Source organism: Pseudidiomarina indica (assembly GCF_900104245.1).
GTDB classification, from domain to species: Bacteria; Pseudomonadota; Gammaproteobacteria; order Enterobacterales; family Alteromonadaceae; genus Pseudidiomarina; species Pseudidiomarina indica.
Genome location: NZ_FMXN01000014.1, coordinates 1 through 26,309 on the forward strand (window position 1 = coordinate 1; position 26,309 = coordinate 26,309).

The following is a 26,309-nucleotide window of genomic DNA, read 5'->3' on the forward strand; positions in this document are numbered from 1 at the left end:
CTTGGCTGGCCTCATGAATGCTTTGCATCCAACCGACAAAACAAAGTCGAAACTGCTCGGGGTCAATGCGGGAGATGGTGCGAGCGATTGTGTCATCGACAGGAATACCGTGTTGCAAAAAACCGTGCTTCTCGAACCATGTTCGATGACCTTCAGCATACATCCGAATGTCACTCCAGCCCTCGGCTCCAGCCGTGACAGCACACAGCGTAATAAACAAGATATCCTCAAACGGATAGGTGACCTTTGCTGATTGACGTGCGTCTGTTAATGCGCCAAAGTGACTAGTGAAGGCTTCGATGTACATGAGTTATCTCCCGAAAAAGGGAGTATATGATCACAGGTAATTCAGATCGTCAAACCGATCGTTTGTTCGGGTCTTCAGCTGGTTAAAAAACGTTCACGATCTCGCCCTGAGTGGTACTGGGCTGATCCTCAGGTACATGCTAAAAACTTTGGTTCGGATTACCTTGCGCGTCAGACGGGTACGAATATGTCGGATTATATAGAGACTACAAAAGAAGAAGCAGCTACAGCTCTTGGTTATTTAGGAACTGGTCTTGCAACACTTGGTACAGGAGGTACCGTCTTCGCTGGCTGGTTAATTTTAGGTAGTGCCGCGGTGCTAGATCCTTCACTGCAAAACATAATCGGAGCTACCACAGGCCCACTAGGAAAAGCGATGAGGCCGGTAGATGATTTCTTTTTCCCAGGAGCAACGCCTTTGCAACAGACGATAGAGAATGTTGGTCACCTAAACACAGCTGTAACAGTAGCATGTGATATCCCCTTCAAGTGCTTATAGGATAGAAGTTATGAGAACAGAAGCAGACAGAGTCATTTCTTGTTATTTAGTATCTTTTGGGCTACCGATAGTGTTGGTACTAAGAGGCCAATGGTGGCTTGGGATTATAGGAGCGATTATTTTTTTTGCTGCTTATTTTCTACTACCTAAAATCAAATTACTGCGGCGAGAAGTGCCCTACTTGGATATATATGTATCATTGAGCTATTTTATTATATTCGTAGGGTGCTGGATTCTATATTCAAATGGTTACGATAATACCTATAGTATTTGGTTGTATATAGGTATTGGAATAATCGGAATCCCATTTTTTTATAAAGTTCTATCATATTTGAAGAGAAATTTACAAGATTGTTAATTCATCTTTTCCATATACTGATCCGCACCAGTACTTTTGGACACCTCGCTAAGTGAGTAAAATCACTTAACGAGGTGAATCATGAAAGCAAATAAAACACGCAAAGTCCACACGCAAGAATTTAAAGCAGAAGCTCTGAAATTAGCTGAAAGAATAGGCGTTGCAGCGGCTTCTTGTTAGAAGAAGATAAATTTGATTTTTTTCGAGCTTCTCTATTTGAGTTCGCTAACAAGCATGGCTTAAGCGTTAGTGATAGCTCTCGCAGCTATCCAACAGGTAAAAACCCCATATTAATAGAGTTCACAGATACTAATGGAAACCGAGTAATCAAAATTAACAATTTAATGGACGAAAAAAGATTTGTTATTTCCTTTTTTGATTGTAAGGAATGTGACTTAAAACTTTTGCATACGTCTCTCGTGGATCATATTAAGTCATCGTTTCCTTATTCAATTCAAAAAGAAAATTTTGAAGAGTTTTGAACACTCTCATGTGTAATCCTCCCGAAAAGTCGGAGCAATGAGACGTCGAAAATCTCAGTCATTAGCAAAATCCGCGTAAACCCTCGCCCAATCGGGCGGGGATACAAGCGGGAACCGCGCAGCGGTTCTATTCAGGGGTAACTTGGCTCTGCACATACTCACGCAAAAGCACACACCAAGTCGAATCGACAGCAGTATCGCGGAGTACAGCAGCGACATGCCCATGAAAAAAGCCCCTGCATGCAGGGGCTTTTGAATTCATTCAAGCAACGTAGTTTACATCATCGCTGAACGTAATTTTTTAATCGCGTTTGCTTCAAGTTGGCGCACGCGTTCTGCCGACACTTGATAGCGATCGGCTAATTCTTGCAAGGTTAGCTTATTATCTTCGTCTAACCAACGTGCCCGCACAATGTCTTGGCTGCGTTCATCCAATGTTTTAATCGCTGACAACAAGCGTTGTTGGGTATGGTTTTCCCATTGCTCATTTTCAACTTCTTCTGCCACATCGGAACGTTTATCTTCTAAATACTGTGCCGGTGAGAAGGTGTGACCTTCGCGAGCATCGTCGTCATCTGAACTGAGCTCAAACGCTTGGTCATACGCGCTCATGCGCGCTTCCATTTCCAACACATCTTTGGTGCTGACGCCTAACTCAGTCGCCACCGTATTGACTTCTTCTGGAGTAAACCAACCTAAACGTTTTTTCATCTTACGAAGGTTGAAGAACAGTTTGCGCTGAGCCTTGGTGGTCGCAACTTTGACCATCCGCCAATTTTTCAGCACATACTCGTGAATTTCAGCTTTAATCCAATGCACAGCAAATGAAACTAAGCGCACTCCTACCGTTGGGTCGAAGCGACGCACTGCCTTCATCAGGCCAATATTGCCTTCTTGGATTAAGTCTGCTTGAGGTAAGCCATAGCCTGAATAACTGCGGGCAACATGTACGACAAAGCGCAGGTGCGACATGATAAGCTGACGCGCAGCATCAAGGTCGTCCTGTTCTTGTAAGCGTGTTGCCAATTCGACTTCTTCCTCTGCAGAAAGCATTGGAATACGGTTCACAGTCGCAACATAGGCTTCTATGCTACCACTCGATAGAGGAACAGCTAATGCCATACTAGAAATTTCAGAGCTCATGCAACAACATCCTCTTTACTTAGGGTCTGCATATAATTATCCAGACACTGATTCAGACAAAAATTCCGCCTGAAAGTTCCCTCATTTTAGCAAATTTGACGCTGCTGACAATGACTACTTAGGGATAGTATTTAACCATCTACCCCTTAGATATAGGGACGATTTATTGAGGTTCAACCTCTTTGACATGTTTTCGAACTGCCAAGTACGAGCCCAGCAGCCCTAGTCCTATTGCCAACAACCACAGAATCATCATTTCTTGGCCGGTTAATCCCACCAGAGAAAACTGACTCTCATACAATTCACTAATTTGAGCAACAGCGCCAGCAATCCACGCCATCATTATCCAAGTGGCGATCCACGCGATCAAGCCACCCACCACGCCGTACCATACCCCCGTATAAAGGAAAGGGCGCTGAATAAAGCCGTCGGTTGCCCCGACCAACTTCATCACCATAATCTCCTCTCGTTTACTGAGAATATTCAGGCGAATTGTGTTCCCGACAATCAGCACCACCGACAAACACAGTAGGAGTGCTAACGCCAATAAGCCATCTCGAACCAAATTGATGAGCGCTTCCAGCCGCTGTAACCAATCTAAATCAAGCCGAACTTGTTCCACTTCTCGTTCTTGCCGTAGCTGTTGTGCTAATTGCTGCGCCTGCCCTGCACTGCGTTTATGGGCGGCAGGTAACACCACCAACACATCAGGGAGCGGGTTTTGGGCAAGACCTTTTAGCGCATCACCAAACCCCGAATGCACGCGAAATTCTGCTAACGCTTCGTCTTTATCAATCCATCGTACCGATTCAATATCGTTCGATAAGCTTAAGCGTTTATGCAAGGTTGAGATTTCCTGCTGACTCAATTCTTTCCGCAAAAATAGCGTCATTTCGGAGGCATGTTGCCAGGACGCCCCCACTGCCTCGGTATTTTTGACCACCACATAGAGTGTCGCAGGCAGTGTCAAACTTAGTCCTAGCACCGCCATCGTCATCAAGCTGGCAAAGGGGTAACGGGCTAATTCTCCAAGACTCGCTACAGCTTGCTGGAGATTATGCACCCAAAACATGACAAAACGACGAAAGCCTGAAATTTTTACTTGTTGTGCGCCTTGCTGACGTGAGCGAAACAATAAACTCATGGCCTACCCCTCCTGTAAACCATCATTTATCATGCGCCCCTCTTTGAGCGTCAAGGTGCGATAGCGCAGGCGAGCAATCAGGCCTAAATCATGGGTTGCTATCAGGACGGACACCCCAACCCGATTAAACTCTTCAAATAACCGAATGATTTCCATTGAGAGTTTTGGATCGAGGTTCCCCGTTGGCTCATCCGCTAATAGCAGGGGTGGCTTATTCACAATGGCGCGGGCAATTCCCACCCGCTGTTGTTCCCCACCGGAAAGCATCATGGGGTAATGGCGCAGCTTATCGCCTAAGCCAACTTTTTCGAGGGCTGCCGAAACTCGTTTACGAGCTTCTTGCATACTGTAGCCTTCAATTAACAGCGGCAGCGCGACATTATCTAAAACGGTTTTATCCATTAACAGCCGATGGTCTTGAAAAATCATGCCAATATCGCGGCGCACATAAGGAATTTGGCGATTACTAATCCGCTTCAAATCGTGGCCATTAATCAACACCCGGCCCGAACTAGGGCGCTCCATCATGCTAATCAGTTTCAGCAAGGTGCTCTTACCTGCTCCAGAGTGCCCGGTTAAAAATGCCATTTCCCCTGGCTCCAAGTGAAAACTCACCTGGTTTAACGCTTGAAAGCCTCCTGGATAGGTTTTGCTCACTTGCTCAAACTTAATCATACCGATTGGGTCTCTTTTAGTTCTCGTTGAAATAACGCATCGACGAATTCTTGAGCTTGGAACGGTCGCAGATCATCAATGCCTTCCCCCACCCCAATATACCGGATTGGAATTTTAAATTGATCCGCAATCGCAAAAATAACACCACCTTTCGCCGTACCATCCAATTTGGTGAGGGTAATCCCGCTCACACCGACGGCTTCGGCAAACAACTTCGCTTGGCTGATGGCGTTTTGGCCAGTTCCAGCATCAAGGGTGAGCATCACTTCATGCGGTGCATTGGCGTCTAACTTTTGGATCACGCGCACTACTTTTTTCAACTCATCCATTAAATGTGACTTATTCTGTAAGCGGCCAGCGGTGTCTGCGATCAGCACGTCAATATTTCGAGCTTTAGCAGCTTCTACCGCATCGTAGATGACTGAAGCGCTATCGGCACCAGTATGCTGGGCAATCACCGGAATATCATTGCGTTGGCCCCACACTTGCAGTTGCTCCACCGCCGCCGCACGGAAGGTGTCACCCGCTGCGAGCATCACGGACTTCCCTTGCTGCTTAAATTGCTGTGCCAGCTTGCCAATAGTGGTGGTTTTACCTACGCCATTGACGCCCACCATGAGAATCACAAAGGGTCCATCTTGCTGTTCTGGCAGCGTTAGCGGCTGTGCCACAGGTGCCAAGATGGCCGTTAAATCCTCTTGGAGCAACTGATACAACACCTCGGCGTCTTTTAATTGTTTGCGACTGGCTTGTTCAGTTAACCGCTCCACAATTTTCATAGTGGTAGGAACACCGATGTCGGCTGTTAACAATTGCGTTTCGAGCTCTTCAAAAAGCTCATCGTCAATTTTTTTATCCTTAAAGATCCCCCACAAACCGTCACCGATCGCTGATGACGTTTTCCGCAATCCAGCGGTTAGTCGATGCCATAAGCTTGGTTTTGCTTGCGTTTCAGGCTGTTCGTCAACGGGGGTAACAGAGGGCGACGTGTCCGTAGTTGCTGCGCTCGTGTTATTTTTACGGAATAACGAGAAAAAAGATCCTTTGGCCATACCTGCTTTACCTTTGGAAGTTCACTGCTGCTCGGTTTACAATGCGGCACAGTTTATCACGTCGATACAAAGAAGGCTTACTTTAGCATGCCGCGAAGCTCACACAAGCAGAAAAGAACGCGTTCGGCCCATTCACCAAAGGCGCCTCAACGCCCTGAAGGAATGGTGCGAATTATTGGTGGGCAATTACGGGGCCGTAAGCTCAGTGTGGCCGATGTTCCGGGATTACGCCCAACACCTGATCGGGTGCGTGAAACGGTCTTTAACTGGTTGCAGTTTGAAATTGCCGATACACGCTGCTTGGATTTATTTGCTGGCAGCGGAGCCTTAGCTTTTGAAGCGTTATCGCGCGGTGCGGTACAGGTCACGCTGATTGAAAAAGACGCTCCAGCCGCTCGTGTATTAGCGCAGCATGCACAGCAGCTCTCCGCTGTCACCAATGGAGTCGCTCAGGTACATCGCACTGATGCGATTCATTTTCTCCAGCAAGAGATGGTTCAGCCCTATGATATTGTCTTTATTGATCCACCTTTTGGGATGGGACTGGTTGAACAAGCAATCACGCTACTCGCTACTCGCGGCTGGCTAAAACCAACCAGTTGGGTGTATGTGGAAACAGAAGTGGAACTCACACCATCCGTGCCTGCGCACTGGCAGCTGCACCGCGAAAAGTTTGCTGGCCAAGTGGCCTATCGGCTTTATTCCATTCACGAGTAACTGAGTAAGGAAAGAAATCATGGGTATTGCGGTTTGGTTGGGGCGTGTCATATTTGCCATTATTTGGGGGGTGTTGGCCGCCAATATCGTTGCGCCTTTTCCAGGCAAATGGTTTGCATTTTTCCTTTTACTGACAGCTATTTTGGTGATCTTGCACGCCATTCAACTGTTGATGTTTGTCACCGTTTATAAGCCCCATTTACAATGGCGCGGCGGAGACTATTGGCAAGTGATCTTTTTTGGTGTGGTGGGTTGGATGGCCATTATGCGCGCCCAACCCCAACGAATCGCTAGCCAAGCAACAACTACCTCAGAGGACTAATTAGTCCTCTGCCAAACTCACGCCGATGTTCGAAATGCCCTCATCCGCCACCATTTCGCGGACTTGGGTCACCAATTGTTGAGTCGGGTGCGGTTGCTCGCTAGCAACCGCCTCTAAATAGTTGAGTAAGGCTTGCTGCACTTCAATTTCATAGTGAACCAACTCATGCTCTTGCAGCAGTTGCTTACGCTCTACTGCGCTCATGTCGGCGCCTTCCGACAACTCTAAGAACTTGGCCACACTGGCCTGCGATACTTTCGCCACACTGACGAGGTCGGCTGAGTTATTGTCCATGAACCCTTGAAGCATAGTACTGAGTGCTGTGCACGCATCCATGGCTGGGTAAACACCTAATAAATCATGCCCATATTCGCTGGGGGTCACGTCATCGACCTTCTCTTGCCAGCGGGCAAAATTCACTTTAACCGCACCCCCTTGCCACGCCCAATCCCAGCATGCATTGAGTGCGCCTTGCAGTGGCTTTGGGTCACCGAACCCAGTAACATGGTGAAATAACTCGTAGTTCGGCATCATCCGTTGGCATAAGTACAGAGCCATAACAGCCTGATAAGCAAAAGGAAGTGCTCGCATGCGCTCAAATGTATTCAAAACCATAACGTCCCCAGCGGTTATTTTTGGGTAGTATACGCATTATGAATCAACAACTCGACTATTCTCATATTCAACAAGCCGCGACTCTCATCGCCCCCATGGTCCGTCGCACCACCGTTTTAGTCAGCTTAAAATTAAATGAAGCATTGGGCGCTCATGTCTGGTTGAAATGCGAGCACTTACAACACACCCACGCCTTTAAATATCGCGGGGCCTGCCACGCTCTTTTGCAATTGACCGAAGCCGAACGGTCACAAGGTGTGGTCACGGTTTCATCAGGAAATCACGGCGCTGCATTAGCCGCAGCCGGGCAACAGCTAAAAATTCCAGTGCGGGTTGGAATTGCAGAAAATGCATCCTCCGTGAAACGCGCCAATATGGAACGTTATGGCGCCGAGCTTATTCCGATAGCACCAGGCATGGCAGCACGTGAAGCCTTCATTGAACAGCAACGCCCCATGGGCCGGGTTATTATTCCCCCTTACGATCATCCTCATATTATTGCAGGACAAGGCACTGCAGCTCATGAACTGTTGCTGGAACAACCTCAGTTAGATTGCCTGATTGCTCCCTTAGGTGGCGGTGGATTACTGAGTGGAACAGCAATCGCTGCCAAAGCCATGGGAGTCCCCAAAGTCTATGGGGTCGAACCCGAACTGGCCGCCGATGGTCAAGCGTCATTCCGCACTGGGAAACGTCAACCCGCGATGCCTCCATTAAGCATCTGTGATGGCTTACTCACCAGTTTAGGGGACCACACCTTCCCGCTCATTCAGCAGCACGTCGATGATATTTTGCTGGTTTCGGATGCAGAGGCCTTAGCCGCCCAACAATTAATCTTTCGCTTAACCGAGCAACTCATCGAGCCTTCGTCAGCAACTGTCATTGCTGCCATTCAACGTTATCCCAAACTCTTTAAAGACCAACGGATTGGCGTCATTATCAGCGGCGGCAACTGCTTACCGCTTGAATCATAATGAAAAAAGCCGATACTGAGTGTTCAGTATCGGCCTTCATTCGTCATTTAAACGTCGCTTTTATGCGTTCAATGCGCGATCAAGATCTGCCTTTAAATCGTCCAAATCTTCAATTCCCACTGAAATCCGCACGAAATTATCCCAAATACCGAGTTTTTCACGGGTTTCTTTTGGAATGGACGCGTGAGTCATAATCGCAGGGTGTTCAATGAGGCTTTCCACCCCACCTAGACTTTCTGCAAGCGCAAAAATTTCGACCGTTTCAAGGAAACGACGGGCTTTCTCTAAATCCCCTTTCAACAAGATCGAGATCATGCCCCCGAAACCGCTCATTTGACGTTTCGCTAACTCATGCTGCGGGTGGCTTGCTAAGCCAGGGTAAATGACCTTTTCAACCTGTGGATGCTGTTCTAACCATTGTGCCAGCTCAAGGGCAGCAGCATTATGATGACGCATCCGTAACGCCAAGGTTTTAACCCCACGTAACGCCAAGTAACTGTCAAACGGCCCAGCGACTGCGCCAATCGAGTTCTGCAAGAACTTCATTTTCTCAATCAATTCAGGGTTATCACCAACAACTGCAATGCCCCCGACCATATCTGAGTGACCGTTGAGGTACTTGGTCGCTGAGTGCATAACAATGTCAGCACCTTGCTCAAGTGGCCGTTGGTTATAAGGCGTTGCAAACGTATTATCCACGACCACTAAGATGTCATGCTGGCGTGCTACCGAGCAGATGGCCTCAATATCGACTAACTTCAGCATCGGGTTACTAGGAGTTTCAACCCAAATCATTCGCGTAGCAGGAGTGATTGCAGCAGCGACCGCATCAACATCGGTCATATCCACGTACGAGAACGTTAATCCAGCTGAACGCTGGCGAACTTTGTCAAATAGACGGAACGTTCCCCCATAGAGGTCATCCATGGCAATCACATGATCACCAGAATCCAATAACTCCATAATGGTTGAGGTTGCCGCCATTCCGGATGCAAAGGCGAACCCTTGCTGTCCGTTTTCCAAACTTGCGACCGCTCGCTCCCACGCAAATCGCGTTGGGTTTTGAGACCGCGAGTATTCAAACCCTTGGTGCACCCCAGGGCTTTCTTGGATATAAGTTGAACTGGTAAAAATTGGTGGCATCACCGCCCCAGTGGCTGGTTCAGGCGATTGCCCACCATGGATCGCTAAGGTTGCGAATTTTAATTTCTTTGCATCAGCCATGATCATTCTCCAGTAAATGATGAGCCGTCATCCACTCATCATTATATAATTTTGATAAATAGCGATTGCCGGTATCACAAGCCAGTGTCACCACGCGTTTCGGGGTTGTTTGCTCTCGACAATAGCGTAACGCAGCAGCCAATAAGGTACCGCTTGACGAGCCAACCATAATGCCTTCTTTCACCAACAATTCGCGCGCTGTTAAAAACGCTTCTTTGTCACTGATCGCGTATGCACGGTTCGCTAACTCAATCTCACAAATAGATGGGATAAAGTCTTCCCCAATGCCTTCAACTAACCAACTTCCCGCTTCAACCGTTTCGTTGCGATTAATGAGGGGCTCCAGAATCGAACCTTGAGGGTCCGCGAGCACCAAATCGATGGCCGGATTTTGTTCCCGCAAATAGCGGCCAATTCCGGTGAGCGTTCCACCCGATCCGACGCCACACACAAAAGCATCCAATTGACCTTCCATCTGTTGCCAAATTTCAGGGCCGGTTGTTTGATAATGCGCCGCAACGTTGGCTGGGTTGGAAAATTGGTTGACGTAGAAGTAGTCGTGTTCCTCAGCTAGCCGCTCTGCCATATCTTGATAATATTCAGGATGACCTTTTTGCACGTCGGAGCGTGTCTGAATCACTTCGGCCCCCATGGCTCTCAAGTTATTCACTTTTTCCGCCGACATTTTGTCAGGCATCACAATTTTTAGCGGGTAACCTTTACTCGCTGCCACCAATGCGAGACCTAAGCCAGTGTTACCTGCGGTTGCTTCAATAATGGTCATGCCTGGTTTCAAAGCACCTGACTGTTCTGCTGCTTCGATCATGCTCACAGCAATACGATCTTTAATCGAACCACCGGGATTCATCATCTCTAATTTGATGTACAGCTCACAAGGCCCTGTGTCGATAGAAGAGATTTTCACCATTGGCGTGTTGCCAATCATTGCTAATACATTTTGATAAACCTGCATGATCGTGGTATCCGTTACAGTCTAGTCTAGAAATAAATGGGCTCGTTGGCTGGCATTATCGCACGATGAGCGGTTTCATAGCAAAGTTACCTATGGCAAAGTATCAGTCCATTTTGGAATAACAAATAACAAGGAAACCCACAAAATGAGTCAGTTTAACCTCACGGCAATGATTCGCCCGTCATTACTCGCCGCAGTTAGTCTTTCAGTCTTGGCCGCGTGTCAGCCCGCAGAACAACCTCAAACAGGTCACCTGTCGGCGCAAACGGCGTTTATGGATGCCTTCAAACCTTATTGTGGCCAAGCATTCCCAGCTAAAATTGTTGCTGACAACCAACCCAGCCCTGCATGGGACTTCCCGCTTGTTGTTCATATTCGCGATTGTGAAGAAAATGTCGTCCGTATGCCACTTCACGTAGGCGATGACCGCTCGCGCACTTGGGTTCTCACCCAGCACGCCGGCTACATTGATTTTCAACATTATCATTTACAAGAAGATGGTACCCCAGATGCCGTTTCTCCGTACGGCGGGCAAACCATCGCAGCAGGCGAGGCAAGTGTTCAAGCGTTCCCAGTGGATGAAGCGAGTAAAGCATTATTCATTGAAAATGGTTTGGAAGTTTCCACAACCAACACGTGGACCATTCGCTTTGTCGATGAGCACACCATGAGCTACCAATTATCGCGCCCGGGTCGTCTGTTTGAAGTCCACGTGGATCTGAGCCAGCCGATTGATGTTCCACCACCAGCTTGGGGTTACAAAGGCTAATGATGATTGATTTGCGTAGCGATACCGTCACGCAACCTACTGCTGCCATGCGCGCCGCCATGGCAGCAGCACCTGTTGGTGATGATGTGTTTGGGGATGACCCCAGTGTCATTGCTCTCCAAGAGCGAGTGGCCGAACTCACTGGGAAAGAAGCAGCATTGATTGCTAGTAGTGGAACCCAGACCAACCTACTCGCCCTTTTGGCCCACTGCCAGCGTGGCGAAGAGTATCTTGTTGGACAGGAATACCATACCTATCGCTATGAAGCCGGCGGTGCGGCTGTTTTAGGAGGCATTGTTCCGCAACCCTTTGAAGTTGAAGCCGATGGAACCCTTGATTTGAATTTAGTCGATCGCCGGGTTAAACCCGACGACCCTCACTTCCCAATCACACGCTTGTTAGCGCTTGAAAACACCCACACCGGCAAAATAATTCCACAAAATTATATGTTGGCCGCTCGTCGTCTGTGCGATCGCCATGGACTAAATCTACACCTCGATGGCGCCCGACTCTTTAATGCCAGTGTTGCCACCAATACCTCAATCGCTGAGCTATGCGCTCCTTTTGATAGCGTTTCCATTTGCTTCTCCAAAGGTTTAGGCGCGCCCGTTGGTTCTATCCTGGTAGGATCTACCTCATTCATTCAACGCGCCCATCGTTGGCGGAAGATGTTAGGCGGTGGTATGCGACAAGCGGGTGTCATTGCAGCAGCAATGAATTACGCGCTCGATCACCATATTGCACGACTTGCGGAAGACCATGCTAATGCCTTACAGCTAGCTGAGGGCCTCAGTCAAATTGAAGGGATTTATGTGGAGCCAGCCCAAACCAACATGGTGTATGTTAACTTTGCCAGTGCGGAGCAAGCGCAGCATGTCAGCCAGCAACTGGCTCAACAAGGAATCTTAACCGCGAAAAGTCAGCGCATGCGCCTTGTTACCCACCTTGATATTAGCAGCGCCGACGTGACACGCGTGGTGGAAGCAATGGCACGACTGTTCTAAGACTTCACGAATCATGCAGTTGCTGTAACAAACGGTCGAGCGCACGATAACTCAACGCCTCGGCCAAATGCGTTCGACCGATATGTTCTTGCTCTGCTAAGTCCGCAATCGTCCGAGCTAACCGTAGTAAGCGATGATACGCCCGATGAGATAAATGAAACTGCTCGATGGCCGCCACCAAAAATTCATGGTCAGCGCTACTGAGCTCACACCATTCAGGAAGCTGCTGAGGTTCTAACTCACTATTCAGGCAACCCTGACGTGCCAGTTGTCGCTGTCGCGCCGCAACCACGGCTTGCCGCCATGCGGGGGTCCGTTGCTCGGCGGTACGCCGTTGTTGTTGCTGCAACACATCGGGCTGACGCAGTACTTCAACTTGCATATCAATCCGATCAAGCAAAGGACCCGATAACTTGCCAAGGTATTTAATGATCTGTTCTGGGGTGGCTCGGGCGCTAGCCAACGTGCCATCAAAAAAACCACAGGGAGATGGGTTTAACGCACACACTAATTGGAAATGAGCAGGGTAAGTAATTTGATGCCCAGCTCGACTAATAGTCACACACCTTGATTCAAGGGGCTCGCGAAGGGAATCCAGGACATGGCGCGCAAACTCCGGCAATTCATCAAGAAATAATAGTGAGCGGTGAGCCAACGAAATTTCGCCCGGCTGTGGAGGGGAACTGCCTCCTACCAGTGCCGCCACAGAACAGGAATGATGGGGAGCGCGCAGCACACGCTGTTGCCAGTGCGTTTGTTTGAAGGCACCATGAATGGAACGAATTGCTGCAACTTCAAGCCCTTCAGATTCAGATAAAGGGGGAAGCAGCCCCAACAAACGCTGTGCCAACATCGTTTTTCCCGTGCCCGGTGGCCCCACAAAGAGCAAGTGATGTCCTCCTGCGGCTGCTAATAGTAACGCACGCTTGGCATGCTCTTGTCCAATCACATCAGCGATATCGCCCGTTTCAGGCGGTGGCGGTTCAACGGTACTGGGCTTCAGGTAAGGGATGGGCGTGGGGCTTGTTAGGTGCTCAAAAACATCACGCAGACTTTCTGCCGCCACACATTGCTGTTTTGAGAGCAAGGCAGCTTCTGCAGCATTCCCTAACGGAATCACCGCTTCCCTCCCTTCATCTCTGCAATGGATCACCGCGGGTAACGCACCGGTGATATCTCGTAATTCACCATTTAAGGTCAACTCTCCATAGAACTCACGCCCCACCACGGCTCGTTCATTAATCTGCCCCGCTGCAACCATAATACCGATGGCTATCGCTAAATCATAACGAGCACCATGCTTTGGAAGGTCGGCCGGTGCGAGGTTCACCGTAATTTTGGTGCCTCGGGGAAACTCAAAGCCACTCGCGAGGATGGCTGACCGTACTCGGTCACGCGCTTCCCGAACCCCGGTTTGTGGTAATCCAACAATCGTAAATGCTGGAAGCCCGCTCGCCAAAGCAATTTCAACACACACCAATGGCGCATCTATCCCATACTGGGCACGGGTATAAACTCTTGCAATGGAGACCGTTTTGCTTGCCATCACTCCCTCCTTGGTGGTCATGGGTGCAAAAAAATCGATGGCTTGACGATAACAAATCAAGCCCCCTCGTAGAACTGGGAAATGTCGGATTCAGGCATCCGCTGTGCTGTAAGAAAGCTTTAGTGGAGCTTTAAGCGAGGACGTAAACGACGGTTAATCACTTGTGCCAACATGTATAGGAAAGTTTTGAAATACCCGTGAACCGCGACCTGATGCATTCGGTACAATGATTTATACATAATACGCGCGATTTTCCCTTCAATCATCATTGACCCACGCGCCAGATTCCCCATGAGGGTTCCCACCGCATTATAGTTTGAGAGCGACACCAACGACCCATGGTCTTTATACACAAAGGGTTTCATTGGCTTGCCTTTCATCGTTCGTAGCAGGTTATCATAAATGCATTCAGCCATTTGGTGAGCAGCTTGCGCTCGGGGCGGTACACGACGCCCATCAGGCATGGTAAAGGAAGCACAATCTCCTATCGCGAATATTTTAGGGTCTTCAGTGGTTTGTAGGGTGTCATTCACCACCAACTGATTCCCCCGAGCTGTTTCTAAACCGGCAAGATTTGCTAAAAAATCAGGCGCTCTAACACCAGCTGCCCAAACTTTAATGGCCGCCTCAATGAATTCACCTGATTGTGTGGTGAAGCCTTCCGCAGAGACACTCTTCACCGCAGTTTCTGTACGAATATCCACCCCTAATTTGGTTAGCTCATGGGCAGCAGCGGCAGCAATGCGTTCTTTTAGCGCAGGTAAAATACGAGGGCCTGCTTCAATCAGAATGACTTCTAGCTTGGCCGGATCAAAGTCATCGAAGCCGTACCCACGAATGAGCTCAGCCGACTTATGTAGCTCAGCCGCTAATTCAACACCGGTGGCTCCCGCACCAACAATCCCCACCCGTAAGGGCTTAGGATAACGCTGAGCCTGTGAAGCCAAAAACGTATTCATCAAGGTATGATGGAAACGTTTTGCTTGCTTGACACTATCAAGAAAATAACAGTGCTCTGCAGCACCTTCTGTGCCGAAATCATTGGTCACCGAACCAATGGCTAAAATGAGCTGATCATAATAGAGCTCACGGGCGGCAACGACCTCAACCCCTTGGTTATCGTAGATGGGAGCCAAAGTAATGGTTTGTTGTTCACGATCAAGTCCAATCAGCTCGCCCGGCTGAAAACGAAACCCAGACGCAGCTGCCTGAACCCGATAATCGACCCCGTCGATGTCGGAGTCGAGTGCTCCTGCTGCAACTTCATGCAACAAAGGTTTCCAAACGTGAGTTAAATTTCGGTCAACAAGAGTAATTTTGGTGGCTGGATCGGATTTGAACTTCCGTCCTAACTTGCTTGCAAGCTCTAAACCACCGGCACCGCCACCAACAATCACGATTTGATGCTCTGACATTTTCTGCCTTTCATCCAAATATTCAATAGGAATTGGATTAAATAATAAACCGAATCAATACGTTACCAGTAATGCTCGATGGTAACATTACCCGGTTTACGACGTAGGTTTTTCGGTAATCCCATTTCATTCAGCAAGGCTCGTGCATCGCGAATCATCTCTGGATTTCCGCATAGCATCACCTGAGCACGATGCGTCAACACATCCCCTACCGCTGTTTGCAGTTGGTTGCTTTCAATTAATTGAGGAATTCGCCCGCGCAATGCGCCTGGATAGTCTTCACGACTCACAATGGGCTGATAAGTTAATTGGTTAGGATGAGCTTTCACCCAGTTCATAATTTGTTGCTGATAGGCTAAATCAGCGCCATAACGTACGGCATGTACCAAATGAATCCGTTGAAACCGTTGCCAAGGCTCAGCGGTTGTTAGCATAGATAAGTAAGGACCAATGCCCGTTCCTGTAGCCATCAACCAAAGGCTGTCACCATCAGGGACTTCATTTAAGGTAAAAAAACCGCTGGCAGGCTGGGATACTTCAATGCGTTGCCCTGGTTGCAATTGATGCAGTAGCGGTGAGAACAAGCCATCGTGAACACGATTCACGAGAAAATCGAGAATGGGTTCTTCAGGACCATTCACTAACGAATAGGCTCGTTGAACTCGACCGTCGTCATGTTCTAAGCCTAACCGGACAAACTGACCAGCAATAAAATTAAAGGGTTCGGTGCGCACCCTCAGACTAAACAACTCCTGATTCCAAGCGTAATTTTCAATGACTTCACCGTTCAACCACTGTGCCATTGGAATCTCCTTGTCTTGCCTTGAAAGTCGCGCAATGGTACGCCTTTAAAATATTCTTTGCTACACACCCAATACTTTTTTGTACGAGTAGCTGTTAAACTCAGTGTACACCATTATTCAAACTGAGCTTCTTCATGGAACCAAGCAAAATACTCAGGGTTTACGTCCCGCTGAGAAAAAAGCAGGTCAAGCACTAAAGAGTGCGCTGCAAGGTAATGCGGCCAGCCTCGTTACCTAGCCCCATAGACGTTATCACCGCTACAACTTGGCTGCAGTGCCCGAGCTCGGCTCGAGAAAGCTGATTATTCTTGTTTAAGCTGTGCAAGTTCCTGCTCCAGTTGCTCAACGCGCTGGCGCAGGCGTAACAGCATTTGTTGCTGCACATCCAGCTCTTCACGAGTCACCACATCCAGTTTACTCAGCTGTTGCTGTAAAATGGTTTTCACGCGTTGCTCGAACTGACCCGCAAAGTCTTTAACACCAGCCGGAATGCTGTCGTTAATTTGACGAGCAATGTCTTCAATTTTTTTAGGGTCCATCATCATTCCATTTCAGAGTTATTAGCCAATCACAGCTATTCTAACGGATTCACGTTTAGCTTAGCAGGAGTTTAGGCTAAAATCCTGAGCAGATTCGATTCACCCACGCGTAGGCCTTTGTCGTTATGTCACTCAACCCACGTCAAAAAGAAGCAGTACACGCCATTCGAGGCCCTGTCCTCGTGCTCGCGGGGGCTGGAAGTGGTAAAACTCGGGTGATTACTGAGAAAATTGCTTATTTAATTCAACGGTGTGGCTACTCGGCCCGCCACATTGCTGCGGTCACCTTTACTAATAAAGCTGCGCGCGAAATGAAAGAGCGCGTTGGGCAAACCTTAGGGCGCCAGTACACCCGAGGCTTAACAGTGTCGACCTTCCACACCCTTGGGCTCACTATTATTCGCAAAGAAGTCCGCCAGTTACAGATGAAGTCCGGGTTTTCATTGTTTGATGAGCAAGACTCGTTCGCCCTGCTAAAAGCACTCACTGAACCCGAGCTGGATGGCGATAAAAATATCCTGAAGTTGTTGCAGCAACAAATCGGGACATGGAAAAACGCCATGCTGAGTCCCGAGCAAGCACTCCAGCAAGCCCAGCAACCCGATGAGCAGCTATTTGCAGAGTTTTATCGTCGTTATCAACAAAATATGAAAGCCTGCAATGCCATCGACTTTGATGATCTAATTTTATTGCCGACGCTTTTATTAAAAAATAACCCCGATGTACGTGCTCGATGGCAGGACAAGTATCGTTACTTGTTGGTTGATGAATACCAAGATACCAACACCAGTCAGTATGAATTGGTACGCCTTCTTGTTGGGGAGCAAGCTAACTTTACCGTGGTCGGTGACGACGATCAGTCCATCTATTCTTGGCGCGGCGCACAACCACAAAACCTTGCGTTACTACAGAATGATTTTCCCCAGTTGCAAGTGATTAAGCTGGAGCAAAATTACCGTTCCCATGGCCGCATTCTGAAAGCAGCGAACATTCTGATTGAGAATAATCCCCACGTGTTCGACAAAAAACTGTTTTCCGAAATGGAATACGGTGTGCCGTTACGAGTCATCTATGGCCGCAACGAGGAGCATGAAGCTGAACGGGTAGTGGCAGAAATAGTCAGGCGGCGTTTCTTAGAACGAACGCCCTATCATCACTTTGCAATTTTATACCGCGGCAACCACCAGTCTCGCGTTTTCGAAAAAGCTTTAATGGCGAACCGCATTCCATACCGCATGACGGGAGGCCAAAGTTTTTTCGCCCGAGCGGAAGTAAAAGATATCATGGCTTATCTGCGCCTGTTGGTGAACCCCAATGATGATACGGCCTTGATTCGAATCATCAACACCCCGAAACGAGGCATTGGACCACAAACCGTTGAACAAGTCGGCGAACTGGCACATGAGTTGAATCTGAGCTTGTTCGAAGCTGCGGCTCATCCCGCCTTAAAAACGCGGATTGGTACTCGCTCTTATCAGTCCATCAGTTACTTTGTTGACTTTATGCAACGTTGCGCACGGCGTTGTGAGCACCCCGATGAGATCACCGCGGCGTTGTTTGATTTGATTAAATTGATTGGTTACGAAGAGTGGCTTTATGAAACCAGTCCGAGCGTAAGCGCCGCTGAAATGCGCTGGAAAAATATCAGCGAACTCATGCGTTGGGTGACTGAAATGGTGAAGGGTGATGCCGAACACGAGCCTCTAGATTTAGAACAAGCGGTCGCCAAATTGTGTTTACGCGATATGCTTTCTCGTCAAGAAGAGGAAGAGCAAGGCGACCAAGTGCAACTCATGACGTTACATGCATCCAAAGGTCTCGAGTTTCCTCATGTGTTTATGGTCGGCATGGAAGAAGGCTTACTTCCGCACCAGTCGAGCATTGATGATGGGATGGTTGAGGAAGAACGCCGTTTGGCGTATGTAGGCATTACGCGCGCCCAACACTCATTGATCTTTACCCTGGCCAAGGAACGACGCCAATACGGTGACGTCAACCGCCCCGAGCCCAGTCGTTTTCTCTACGAGTTACCGCAAGACGATCTCGAATGGGAAGACCAACAACAGGCCAATGAAGAAAATCAGCAAGCCTCAAAACGCCAAGGGATTGAGCTGCTACGCCGCGCGTTAAAGTTTTAATTTAAAACGCTTCAGCGTTGACCGATAACGGAAGTTCAGCATGTTGTTGAGAGGGCGTGAGCACCTGTTCAGGTTCACCAAAGTAGCTCCCTTGCCCCATAAGTACGCCATTATTCAGCAACGCTTGCTGCTGTTCAATGCTATTCACGCCTGCCGCTAAAATTTGAATGTTCAAATCTCGGCATAACTGAACAACATGACGAACCATGACTTGCGCCCGCTCACTGACGGCAATATTTGCAACAAAACGCGGATCCAGTTTGACGTGGGTGAATGGATAATTCATCAAATATTGTAGCGCGCCAGCACTCCGTCCAAATTCATTGAGGGTTAGACCCACACCAAAGTCAGCAAGTTGGCGCAAACAGCTCAATTGACGTTTCGAATGATCATGGAGCTCAATTTCACTGAATTGAAAAACAATTCGTTCAGGAGCAACGTTGGCGGCAACAATGATCTCTTGCAGTGCCTTAACATCGGATAATTTGAATAAGTTCTTCGACGAAATACTCACATGCACAGGGAGAGCGTTCGCATCGGCAGCCAATAACTCACAGCACCGCGTCAGCATCCAGTGATCAAGCGCTGTCGTCATTCCGGCTTTATCCGCAATCACAGTAAAGCGATCGGGATGAAGCAGGCTATTGCCCCGTTGCCATCGAAGCACTAACTCTTGACCCATGGGGTGTTGCTCATCCATGGGGTGTTGCTCATCCATGGCAAGTAGCTGATTTCGTTGCAGAATAAAGTCCTGATCAAACTGGGCATGGCGTAACTCAGCTTCACGGTTCAGCGAAGCAACTAAATCCTTGTGAATGCTTTCGTCAAACACCACATAACGCCCACGCCCCATGCTTTTCGCTTGATACATGGCTGCGTCTGCATCGCGGAGCAAACGTTCTGCAGAGTCATTACGCGCCTGACACTCGGCAATGCCAATACTGGCACCGGAGTAATGTTCCGTTTCACCATAAACAAAAGGTAAACGCATTTTCTCGATGATGCGATTGGCGATATCACAGGCATCATCGATGGAACGAATCATTTCAAGTAAAATGACAAATTCATCGCCCCCCAAACGGGCGACGGTATCATTTTCACGAATACACTCACCAATACGGCGGCTAGCTTCCAACAAGAATTCATCACCCGCGGAATGCCCTAAGGTATCGTTAATGTCTTTAAACCGATCAAGGTCTACAAAGAGAACCGCAAAATTATGTTGTGGGTACCGGCGCTTGTGTTTCAATGTTTGCTGCAAGCGCTCGGTAAACATGGAGCGATTCGGCAAGCCAGTTAAAGCATCATGATGCGCATCATAAAACAGCTTTTCTTCAATTTTCTTACGCCGCTCAATTTCGTTCACTAACTCTTCGGTACGCTCTGCAACTTTCCGCTCGAGGTAAATATTCACTCGCTTAATTTCATCAGCGTTACGGCGACGCTCAATGGCCACCGCCACGTGTTGTGAAACAAAGTTCAATAATTCCAAATCGTCTTGTTTGTATTGAACTTTGTCGCTGTAGGTTTGCACCGATAACACGCCAATGACTTCATCATCCACCACGAGCGGCGAACCGAGCCATTGCGTTGGCTGGGTTCCGTAGTAACTGGTAGAGGCTTCAATATCACCGCTTGCCAGCAGTTCACGATATTTCTGCTGATCGATAAATACAGGGCGTTTGGTGCGAATGACATATTCGGTCATGCCTCGCCCTAACGGCCGCTGCTTGTGCATGTTGCTGTCGAAGGTGTCAACATAATAAGGGAAATGCAGGTGGGTGCATTCGTCATTTAATAACGCCACAAAAAAGTTATCGTTATTAATCAAGCGCCCAATGTGTTGATAAAGTTGCGCATAGAAGGATTGCATTGAATCCGAGGTGTTGGTGACCTCAGAAATCGCAAATAAAACAGAGCTGAGCTGCTGCGCCCGCTCACGTTCTGATATTTCTAATTTTAAATCATCGTTGATTTGTCGTAGCTTAGCGGTTTGGTGGTCAATTTCAGCCTGCATCATTTCACGCTGGCGAACACGTTCTAACGCATTCACGATATGTTGTGAAACGAACATCAACAATTCTTTTTCTGCTTCGGAGTAACGCACATCTTCGGTGTAACTTTGCACCACCATGGCACCAATTACTCGACTATCCGATAGCAAGGGGACCCCTAACCAGTCCACTGGTGCTGCCCCTAAATCTAGAATTTCACCACTCTCTAACAGCCGCTTAAATACCGATTCATCGTAAAGAAAGGGCTTTCCATTACGCATGACATAACCGGTTAAGCCTTTATCTAAAAGCTCAGCAGGAATGGACTCGAGCGAAGGGATGTCATCGTATTCATCAACAAAATAAACAAACTGAATGGTATCGCCACGTTGGTCATACAGGCAGATAAAGAAGTTTTTGGCGACCATGAGATCACCAATAATATTATGCACGGATTGGTAAAATTGCTGCATATCCGTGACCGATGACGCCAATTCAGAAATTTTAAATAACGCCTTCTGCACCACCTCAGATTGGCGGTATTTAGTGGCAAGATCTTGCAGGCGCACCACGGCCTTACGCAATCGCGCAATTTCTCGAAGGTGTCTATCAGTCTGATTGGATTGATGCATATTATGCTTGTTATTCTTATCAAGCACCGCGTATGAGCGGCGGCGTTTTCACTTCAAGGATGTAAAAAATTAGTAAAAACAACCAAGGAGTATAACTATCATCACGACAGTTGGAAAGAGCTCTGTTCAAATAAACAGCATTAAAAAACCGCCGAAGCGGTTTTTTTAATGTATTTTTGAAGAAGTTAAGCGCTGTTAATTACAAATCGCTAATCATGTAATCGATTGCTGCTTGCATTTCTTCATCACTGCAATCCATACAAGTTCCACGCGGTGGCATGGCATTGAAGCCATCAATCGCGTGTTTTAAAACAACGTCCATTCCTTGCGCTAAACGTGGTTCCCAATCGGCCGCGTCATTCAATTTTGGCGCACCCAGTACACCCGCAGCATGACACGCTAAGCAATAGCGATTGTAGATAGCATCGCCTGAGCGTGCTCCTGCCGCACCAGTATTGGCAGCAGTTTCACTAGCACCTGCTACCCGAACCTTGGCAACGGGAGCAATTCGATCTTTAATTTCTTCAGTAGATTGCTGTGGCAGCATTGCAGCGCTTGCGCCGCCAGCCACTAATGCTAAAGCAGCAACCCAAGTGCGGCTAGATTTTACGACTTTGAGTACGTTCACAGTGGACTCCTGTATTTGCTGATGAGCTTGCGAGCTCGGCTCGTAATTGCGATTATAGCGGGATTCCTTGCAAGGTTAAACATTTCTTGTCCATGTCTAAGCAACTCCGTGAGCAAGCACGCAAAATTGCACTCCTTGATTTAGATGCATTCTTCGCTAGCGCTGAAATATTGCGCCAACCGACGCTTGCAAAACGCCCCTTTGCCGTCGGTGGCGGCGGGGAACGCGGAGTAGTTGCAACTGCCAATTATCTGGCTCGACAATTTGGGGTACGCAGCGCCATGAGTGGCCTGCATGCTCGAAGGCTCTGTCCTGAGCTGATTTTTGTCCCTCCAGACCATGGCTATTATCGGCAGCTTTCCACCCAAGTACACCAGTTGCTATTAACTTATACCTCGCTGGTTGAGCCTGCCTCTATCGATGAGTTTTATCTTGACCTGACAGACAACACTCAATATCACGGCAGCGCCAGTATTACGATGGAAAGCATCCGCCATCAATTGCGCCATATGGGATTACCAGGCTCTGCCGGGATTTCGAATCAGAAAATGGTGGCAAAAATCGCCAGTGAGGAAAATAAACCTGATGGACAGTTTGTTGTCGCCCCTGAGCAAGTGCTCACTTACATAGCGGGGCTTCCGCTCAATCGAATCCCAGGCGTTGGCCCACGCAGTTTAGAGCGCCTTAATTACGCGGGGATTTTTATCGGTCACGATGTGCAGCAAGTGCCCGTGGAACATTTGCAAGAACTATTGGGTGAAAAAGCGGGCTGGTTATTGTGGCAACGCTGCCAAGGAATCGATCCACGTGCCGTTGTGACAGAACGCATTCGTAAAAGTGTTGGGGTGGAAGAAACACTTCCCCAAGACATGCAGCAGCTTCGTCATGTTGAGCAATTTATCCATGATGATTTATTGCCAAAGTTATTGCGACGACTGCGCGTTAGTCGGTGGCAACAAGCTCACATTAAGAGCCAAGCGACGAAGTTGAAGTTTAGCGACTTCCAACAAACGACCGCTTCTCGAGCCACCAGCACCGCTTCGCCCAGTCTTTTTTATCAGCTTGCTCGTGAAGCATGGGAGCGACGCCAACAACGAGGGGTCCGTTTAATTGGGATCAGTGTTCAATTGCCGGATCCTGATGATGCCCTGCAGCTCGAGCTTGACTTAGAATAATCGCCCCCCATCAGCGCTCGGTGATGTTGGGAATTTCCACAGCAAGGTGTCATAATCCTCGTCTATCGAACAAAAATTAAAACCAAACAAGGTTCACCCTATGCATTGGATGTCCGTATTACCACCGTTAGTCGCGATTCTCGTCGTGTTTTGGCGCAAAGAAGTGATCGGAGCCTTACTGCTTGCCATTGTCACCTCAGAGTTGCTCATCACACTGCAAATGGGTGATTCGGTAGCACTTACATTCACGGCAACCATCGAGCGCATCGTTGCGGTATTTGGCTCACCGAGCAACACACGCATCCTAATCTTCAGCTTATTAGTCGGCTCATTGTTAGCCTATATTCGTGAATCCGGTGGCGTTGCTGCCACTGTCGAAGCCTTACTCGCACGGGGCTTAGGAAGAACCAGACGCAGCGCAAGTCTGTTAACAGTCGGCACTGGTGTCATTATTTTTATTGAATCCAATTTAAGTGTGTTAACAGCCGGGATTTTATCGCGAGGATTGTTTGAAAAACTGGGCATGAGCCGTGCTCGGCTGGCCTACTTCATTGACAGCACCTGCGCCCCTGTTTGTATCTTAATCCTACTCAATGGCTGGGGAGCCTATGTATTAGGAATGATTGAACAACAAGGAATTCCTGGTTCATCGGTGGTGACCTTGTGGTCAACGGTTCCCTACAACTTTTACGCGTTAGTAACACTTTCCTTCGTGTTTTATACCGCAATTACCGGCAAAGTATATGGGCCATTAAAGGCGGTCGAACAACGGCCTCAAGGTCACCTCGACATTCCCGAGCATGTTCCCAGCAATAGTAAAGCGCGGTTTATGTTGGTGCCGTTAGCCGTGCTGGTGTTTGGCATGATCGCCTTTATGATTGGGACGGGCAACGGAGACTTAACTCAAGGGGATGGTTCTAAATCAGTTTTATATGCCACCGCCTTAGCTTGTGTGGTTGCGTATTTTATGTTGTTGCTAAGCCGCCGACAGAATCACCATCAGCTGGTAAAAGTTGGCTTCAAAGGGATGAGTGAATTGCTTCCGCTCGTCACCATTGTCCTGTTATCATTAGCACTAGGCAGTAGCTTACGTGAACTTGGTACTGGGCTGTTTTTAGCAAGCTTGGTGGGGGATTTTCTTCCTCTGTATCTCATTGCCCCGATGCTATTTTTAGTGGGTGCCATTGTATCTTTTACCACCGGAACATCGTGGGGAACCTTTGCCATTCTTATTCCCATCGCTGCGCCGATGATTATTGCTTTGGATCTACCCGTACCGCTTATTTTAGCCGCGGTATTGGGCGGAGGGGTGTTTGGCGATCACTGCTCGCCAATTTCTGACTCTACCGCTGTTTCAGCGTTAGCTTCAGGGTGTGACTTACTTGAACACGTGAAAACTCAACTCCCTTATGCACTGGTCGCCGGGGGTATCACGTTTATCCTATATATTATTGTTAGCTTGATTATGATTTAAGGAATTTGCTGTATGGCATTGTTCACCACCACCTCATCCTCCATGCAACTTTTAAGAGGCTACCATGGCTAACGGAGTTCATTTCCGCCCTACTCGTGCCGAAATTAGTAGCCAAGCGTTGCGTCACAATGCTCGAATCGCTCGCCAATTAGCAGGCGATGCCAAAATATTAGGCGTTATCAAAGCGGATGGTTATGGGCATGGAATGTGTGCTGTTGCTGAGGCTATCAGCAGTTATGTGGACGCGTTTGCGGTGGCGTTTATTGACGAGGCGATCACGATCCGTAATGCCGGTTTTCAACATCCCATAGTGATTTTAGAAGGCTGTTTTAGTAGCGCCGAATTGCCGATCTGCGCCCATCACAACTTTCAACCGGTGATCCACCACCAGCAACAACTCGATGACATTCTTATGCTGCGTTCGGTCCGTCCGCTTGGAGTGTGGGTGAAAGTGGATACCGGAATGCATCGGTTGGGATGGCATGTTGATGAAACCCAAGCGGTTTATGAGACATTAAAAAACTGTCCGAATGTTGCCAGTATTACCATGATGTCGCATTTTGCGAACGCCGAAAAAGCCGTGCACCCATTAAACACCCTTCAACAAGAGCGGTTTCTTAAGGCATGCGCAGTGACTGAAACCACCCTGCATACCAGTCTTGAAACCTCGGCCGCGTTATTAAGCTCGGCGTTGGATATGCCCCATCATGCCAGCCATTGGATTCGCACTGGTATCTTAATTTACGGCGATAACCCTGTGGAATTACCGACAGAGCTTGAACAGCCGTTGCAGCCAGCCATGCGTTTAATCGCCCCAGTGATTGCTCTTCATCAGGTGCCCGCTGGAGATACTGTGGGGTATGGCGGCACTTGGACGGCAAATCGCGACAGCCGCATTGCAACCATTGCCATTGGTTATGCCGATGGCTACCCACGTCATGCTAAAAATGGCACACCGGTTTGGATTAATGGGCATGAGGTGCCGCTGGTTGGCACCGTTTCAATGGACATGATTACCGTGGATATTACAGACTTCCCAACCATAGGTTTAGGGGATGAAGCAGAATTGTGGGGGCCTCACTTAAGTGTGACCCGCGTGGCGAAACACGCCGGTACCATTAGCTATGATTTACTGACTAATGTGACCGCACGTGTCCCACGAATTCACTGCTAGCGGCTTAACGATTGCCGCAGCGGAATTCACTTTCACGGGCAATTTTATCCAAATATCCCATGGCAAACGCTGAGCCAACAAAAGTTAAGTGGACAATGACATACCATTTGATGGTGTCATAATCGATATTTTCGGTATTCATGAACACTTTCAATAAGTGAATGGATGAAATCGCAACAATCGATGCTGCTACCTTGTTCTTCAGCCCGCCAGAGTCAATCTTACCCAGCCAGGCCAGCTTTTCGCTGGTCTCATTGATGTGGAGCGTTGACACGAAGTTCTCGTAACCACTCAGCATAACCATCACTAATAGTCCCCCAACTAGGGCGATATCGATCAACGTGAGCGTAATGAGAATTAAATCCACCTCTTTGATCGTTAAGATGTGGGGAATAACCACTGCTAGCTCGTGGAAGAACTTCACCCCGAGCAATAGTACCGCAACACTTAACCCCATATAAATTGGCGCCAAGATCCATCGCAGGTTGTAAATTATCGTCTCTAACAACCGCTGCATGACGACTCCTTCATAAA

The 26,309-nt window shown here is 48.3% G+C and carries 25 protein-coding genes; 10 read left to right on the forward strand and 15 right to left on the reverse strand.

The features are described 5' to 3' along the window. On the reverse strand, nucleotides 1–307 hold a 307-nt coding region (locus BLP64_RS09585), incomplete at its 3' end, for an ISAs1 family transposase (RefSeq protein ID WP_143001094.1). A gap of 186 nt (nucleotides 308–493) precedes the next feature. Between BLP64_RS09585 and BLP64_RS09590 the strand changes: the two genes are divergently transcribed. Then, the gene (locus tag BLP64_RS09590) at nucleotides 494–805 is read left to right on the forward strand and encodes a hypothetical protein (RefSeq protein ID WP_092593840.1); all 312 of its coding nucleotides are present in this window, start codon (nucleotides 494–496) and stop codon (nucleotides 803–805) included. A gap of 1,116 nt (nucleotides 806–1,921) precedes the next feature. On the opposite strand, the gene rpoH is transcribed toward BLP64_RS09590, so the two are convergent. The 4 genes from rpoH to ftsY form a co-directional block, all read right to left on the reverse strand. Further along, on the reverse strand, nucleotides 1,922–2,788 hold the full coding sequence (gene rpoH / locus BLP64_RS09595) for an RNA polymerase sigma factor RpoH (RefSeq protein ID WP_092593841.1): 867 nt from the start codon (nucleotides 2,786–2,788) through the stop codon (nucleotides 1,922–1,924). 163 nt (nucleotides 2,789–2,951) lie between these two features. Next, the gene (gene ftsX / locus BLP64_RS09600) at nucleotides 2,952–3,932 is read right to left on the reverse strand and encodes a permease-like cell division protein FtsX (protein ID WP_092593842.1); all 981 of its coding nucleotides are present in this window, start codon (nucleotides 3,930–3,932) and stop codon (nucleotides 2,952–2,954) included. Between the two features lie 3 nt (nucleotides 3,933–3,935). Then, complete coding sequence (gene ftsE / locus BLP64_RS09605) at nucleotides 3,936–4,607, reverse strand: cell division ATP-binding protein FtsE (protein WP_092593843.1); 672 nt, start codon at nucleotides 4,605–4,607, stop codon at nucleotides 3,936–3,938. Beyond that, nucleotides 4,604–5,659: a signal recognition particle-docking protein FtsY gene (gene ftsY, locus BLP64_RS09610; RefSeq protein WP_092593844.1), complete on the reverse strand. Its 1,056-nt coding sequence runs from the start codon at nucleotides 5,657–5,659 to the stop codon at nucleotides 4,604–4,606. Before ftsY ends, ftsE begins: the two co-directional genes overlap by 4 nt. Nucleotides 5,660–5,746: 87 nt before the next feature. Here ftsY and rsmD point away from each other — a divergent pair, with 87 nt between their 5' ends. After that, the gene (gene rsmD, locus BLP64_RS09615; RefSeq protein WP_092593845.1) at nucleotides 5,747–6,376 is read left to right on the forward strand and encodes a 16S rRNA (guanine(966)-N(2))-methyltransferase RsmD; all 630 of its coding nucleotides are present in this window, start codon (nucleotides 5,747–5,749) and stop codon (nucleotides 6,374–6,376) included. 19 nt (nucleotides 6,377–6,395) lie between these two features. After that, on the forward strand, nucleotides 6,396–6,698 hold the full coding sequence (locus tag BLP64_RS09620; protein ID WP_092593846.1) for a DUF1145 domain-containing protein: 303 nt from the start codon (nucleotides 6,396–6,398) through the stop codon (nucleotides 6,696–6,698). Here BLP64_RS09620 and BLP64_RS09625 read toward each other — a convergent pair whose 3' ends face one another. Further along, nucleotides 6,699–7,313, reverse strand: coding sequence for a YjaG family protein (locus BLP64_RS09625; RefSeq protein WP_092593847.1), 615 nt, complete (start codon nucleotides 7,311–7,313; stop codon nucleotides 6,699–6,701). It lies immediately after the preceding gene. 38 nt (nucleotides 7,314–7,351) lie between these two features. Here BLP64_RS09625 and BLP64_RS09630 point away from each other — a divergent pair, with 38 nt between their 5' ends. Continuing rightward, on the forward strand, nucleotides 7,352–8,287 hold the full coding sequence (locus BLP64_RS09630; RefSeq protein WP_092593848.1) for a threonine/serine dehydratase family protein: 936 nt from the start codon (nucleotides 7,352–7,354) through the stop codon (nucleotides 8,285–8,287). A gap of 60 nt (nucleotides 8,288–8,347) precedes the next feature. Here the strand turns inward: BLP64_RS09630 and BLP64_RS09635 are convergent, their stop codons facing one another. Together BLP64_RS09635 and BLP64_RS09640 are read right to left on the reverse strand one after the other, a co-directional pair. Continuing rightward, on the reverse strand, nucleotides 8,348–9,511 hold the full coding sequence (locus tag BLP64_RS09635) for a cystathionine gamma-synthase (RefSeq protein ID WP_092593849.1): 1,164 nt from the start codon (nucleotides 9,509–9,511) through the stop codon (nucleotides 8,348–8,350). Then, nucleotides 9,504–10,484: a PLP-dependent cysteine synthase family protein gene (locus BLP64_RS09640; protein WP_092593850.1), complete on the reverse strand. Its 981-nt coding sequence runs from the start codon at nucleotides 10,482–10,484 to the stop codon at nucleotides 9,504–9,506. Before BLP64_RS09640 ends, BLP64_RS09635 begins: the two co-directional genes overlap by 8 nt. Nucleotides 10,485–10,629: 145 nt before the next feature. Here BLP64_RS09640 and BLP64_RS09645 point away from each other — a divergent pair, with 145 nt between their 5' ends. Both BLP64_RS09645 and ltaE read left to right on the forward strand, forming a co-directional pair. After that, a complete protein-coding gene (locus BLP64_RS09645) occupies nucleotides 10,630–11,253 on the forward strand; it encodes a hypothetical protein (RefSeq protein WP_092593851.1) in 624 nt (207 codons plus the stop codon). A 2-nt stretch (nucleotides 11,254–11,255) separates the two neighbouring features. Beyond that, nucleotides 11,256–12,257, forward strand: a complete 1,002-nt coding sequence (gene ltaE / locus BLP64_RS09650) for a low-specificity L-threonine aldolase (RefSeq protein ID WP_092593878.1) — start codon at nucleotides 11,256–11,258, stop codon at nucleotides 12,255–12,257. Between the two features lie 4 nt (nucleotides 12,258–12,261). Here the strand turns inward: ltaE and BLP64_RS09655 are convergent, their stop codons facing one another. The 4 genes from BLP64_RS09655 to ubiK all read right to left on the reverse strand — a co-directional run bounded on the left by BLP64_RS09655 (nucleotide 12,262) and on the right by ubiK (nucleotide 16,563). After that, on the reverse strand, nucleotides 12,262–13,803 hold the full coding sequence (locus BLP64_RS09655) for a YifB family Mg chelatase-like AAA ATPase (protein WP_092593852.1): 1,542 nt from the start codon (nucleotides 13,801–13,803) through the stop codon (nucleotides 12,262–12,264). Nucleotides 13,804–13,922: 119 nt separating this feature from the next. After that, on the reverse strand, nucleotides 13,923–15,218 hold the full coding sequence (locus tag BLP64_RS09660) for an NAD(P)/FAD-dependent oxidoreductase (RefSeq protein ID WP_092593853.1): 1,296 nt from the start codon (nucleotides 15,216–15,218) through the stop codon (nucleotides 13,923–13,925). A gap of 62 nt (nucleotides 15,219–15,280) precedes the next feature. Then, on the reverse strand, nucleotides 15,281–16,021 hold the full coding sequence (locus BLP64_RS09665) for a ferredoxin--NADP reductase (RefSeq protein ID WP_092593854.1): 741 nt from the start codon (nucleotides 16,019–16,021) through the stop codon (nucleotides 15,281–15,283). Between the two features lie 302 nt (nucleotides 16,022–16,323). Beyond that, nucleotides 16,324–16,563, reverse strand: a complete 240-nt coding sequence (gene ubiK, locus BLP64_RS09670; protein WP_176754967.1) for a ubiquinone biosynthesis accessory factor UbiK — start codon at nucleotides 16,561–16,563, stop codon at nucleotides 16,324–16,326. Nucleotides 16,564–16,685: 122 nt separating this feature from the next. Between ubiK and rep the strand changes: the two genes are divergently transcribed. Next, the gene (gene rep, locus BLP64_RS09675; protein ID WP_092593856.1) at nucleotides 16,686–18,698 is read left to right on the forward strand and encodes a DNA helicase Rep; all 2,013 of its coding nucleotides are present in this window, start codon (nucleotides 16,686–16,688) and stop codon (nucleotides 18,696–18,698) included. 1 nt (nucleotide 18,699) lies between these two features. On the opposite strand, the gene BLP64_RS09680 is transcribed toward rep, so the two are convergent. Further along, on the reverse strand, nucleotides 18,700–21,324 hold the full coding sequence (locus BLP64_RS09680; protein WP_092593857.1) for a sensor domain-containing phosphodiesterase: 2,625 nt from the start codon (nucleotides 21,322–21,324) through the stop codon (nucleotides 18,700–18,702). A 199-nt stretch (nucleotides 21,325–21,523) separates the two neighbouring features. Further along, a complete protein-coding gene (locus BLP64_RS09685; RefSeq protein ID WP_092593879.1) occupies nucleotides 21,524–21,871 on the reverse strand; it encodes a c-type cytochrome in 348 nt (115 codons plus the stop codon). A gap of 173 nt (nucleotides 21,872–22,044) precedes the next feature. Here BLP64_RS09685 and dinB point away from each other — a divergent pair, with 173 nt between their 5' ends. The 3 genes from dinB to alr all read left to right on the forward strand — a co-directional run bounded on the left by dinB (nucleotide 22,045) and on the right by alr (nucleotide 25,775). Further along, nucleotides 22,045–23,127 (forward strand): DNA polymerase IV, encoded by a 1,083-nt coding sequence (gene dinB / locus BLP64_RS09690; protein ID WP_092593858.1) that lies wholly within the window; start codon nucleotides 22,045–22,047, stop codon nucleotides 23,125–23,127. A gap of 100 nt (nucleotides 23,128–23,227) precedes the next feature. Beyond that, complete coding sequence (locus BLP64_RS09695; RefSeq protein ID WP_092593859.1) at nucleotides 23,228–24,601, forward strand: Na+/H+ antiporter NhaC family protein; 1,374 nt, start codon at nucleotides 23,228–23,230, stop codon at nucleotides 24,599–24,601. Nucleotides 24,602–24,665: 64 nt separating this feature from the next. After that, nucleotides 24,666–25,775: an alanine racemase gene (gene alr / locus BLP64_RS09700; RefSeq protein WP_092593860.1), complete on the forward strand. Its 1,110-nt coding sequence runs from the start codon at nucleotides 24,666–24,668 to the stop codon at nucleotides 25,773–25,775. Nucleotides 25,776–25,779: 4 nt separating this feature from the next. Here alr and BLP64_RS09705 read toward each other — a convergent pair whose 3' ends face one another. Beyond that, nucleotides 25,780–26,292 (reverse strand): TIGR00645 family protein, encoded by a 513-nt coding sequence (locus BLP64_RS09705; RefSeq protein ID WP_092593861.1) that lies wholly within the window; start codon nucleotides 26,290–26,292, stop codon nucleotides 25,780–25,782. Between the last annotated feature and the right edge of the window lie 17 nt (nucleotides 26,293–26,309).

Excerpts from the sequence above, each read along its gene's own strand:
- BLP64_RS09625 (WP_092593847.1), bottom strand. The coding sequence starts at position 7,313 with ATGGTTTTGAATACATTTGAGCGCATGCGAGCACTTCCTTTTGCTTAT.
- BLP64_RS09590 (WP_092593840.1), top strand. The coding sequence starts at position 494 with ATGTCGGATTATATAGAGACTACAAAAGAAGAAGCAGCTACAGCTCTT.
- ftsE (WP_092593843.1), bottom strand. The coding sequence starts at position 4,607 with ATGATTAAGTTTGAGCAAGTGAGCAAAACCTATCCAGGAGGCTTTCAA.
- BLP64_RS09705 (WP_092593861.1), bottom strand. The coding sequence starts at position 26,292 with ATGCAGCGGTTGTTAGAGACGATAATTTACAACCTGCGATGGATCTTG.
- ltaE (WP_092593878.1), top strand. The coding sequence starts at position 11,256 with ATGATTGATTTGCGTAGCGATACCGTCACGCAACCTACTGCTGCCATG.
- rsmD (WP_092593845.1), top strand. The coding sequence starts at position 5,747 with ATGCCGCGAAGCTCACACAAGCAGAAAAGAACGCGTTCGGCCCATTCA.
- BLP64_RS09635 (WP_092593849.1), bottom strand. The coding sequence starts at position 9,511 with ATGGCTGATGCAAAGAAATTAAAATTCGCAACCTTAGCGATCCATGGT.
- BLP64_RS09640 (WP_092593850.1), bottom strand. The coding sequence starts at position 10,484 with ATGCAGGTTTATCAAAATGTATTAGCAATGATTGGCAACACGCCAATG.
- BLP64_RS09620 (WP_092593846.1), top strand. The coding sequence starts at position 6,396 with ATGGGTATTGCGGTTTGGTTGGGGCGTGTCATATTTGCCATTATTTGG.
- BLP64_RS09660 (WP_092593853.1), bottom strand. The coding sequence starts at position 15,218 with ATGTCAGAGCATCAAATCGTGATTGTTGGTGGCGGTGCCGGTGGTTTA.
- ftsY (WP_092593844.1), bottom strand. The coding sequence starts at position 5,659 with ATGGCCAAAGGATCTTTTTTCTCGTTATTCCGTAAAAATAACACGAGC.
- BLP64_RS09695 (WP_092593859.1), top strand. The coding sequence starts at position 23,228 with ATGCATTGGATGTCCGTATTACCACCGTTAGTCGCGATTCTCGTCGTG.
- BLP64_RS09630 (WP_092593848.1), top strand. The coding sequence starts at position 7,352 with ATGAATCAACAACTCGACTATTCTCATATTCAACAAGCCGCGACTCTC.
- BLP64_RS09680 (WP_092593857.1), bottom strand. The coding sequence starts at position 21,324 with ATGCATCAATCCAATCAGACTGATAGACACCTTCGAGAAATTGCGCGA.
- rpoH (WP_092593841.1), bottom strand. The coding sequence starts at position 2,788 with ATGAGCTCTGAAATTTCTAGTATGGCATTAGCTGTTCCTCTATCGAGT.
- dinB (WP_092593858.1), top strand. The coding sequence starts at position 22,045 with ATGTCTAAGCAACTCCGTGAGCAAGCACGCAAAATTGCACTCCTTGAT.
- ubiK (WP_176754967.1), bottom strand. The coding sequence starts at position 16,563 with ATGATGGACCCTAAAAAAATTGAAGACATTGCTCGTCAAATTAACGAC.
- alr (WP_092593860.1), top strand. The coding sequence starts at position 24,666 with ATGGCTAACGGAGTTCATTTCCGCCCTACTCGTGCCGAAATTAGTAGC.
- ftsX (WP_092593842.1), bottom strand. The coding sequence starts at position 3,932 with ATGAGTTTATTGTTTCGCTCACGTCAGCAAGGCGCACAACAAGTAAAA.
- BLP64_RS09655 (WP_092593852.1), bottom strand. The coding sequence starts at position 13,803 with ATGGCAAGCAAAACGGTCTCCATTGCAAGAGTTTATACCCGTGCCCAG.
- BLP64_RS09645 (WP_092593851.1), top strand. The coding sequence starts at position 10,630 with ATGAGTCAGTTTAACCTCACGGCAATGATTCGCCCGTCATTACTCGCC.
- BLP64_RS09685 (WP_092593879.1), bottom strand. The coding sequence starts at position 21,871 with ATGCTGCCACAGCAATCTACTGAAGAAATTAAAGATCGAATTGCTCCC.
- rep (WP_092593856.1), top strand. The coding sequence starts at position 16,686 with ATGTCACTCAACCCACGTCAAAAAGAAGCAGTACACGCCATTCGAGGC.
- BLP64_RS09665 (WP_092593854.1), bottom strand. The coding sequence starts at position 16,021 with ATGGCACAGTGGTTGAACGGTGAAGTCATTGAAAATTACGCTTGGAAT.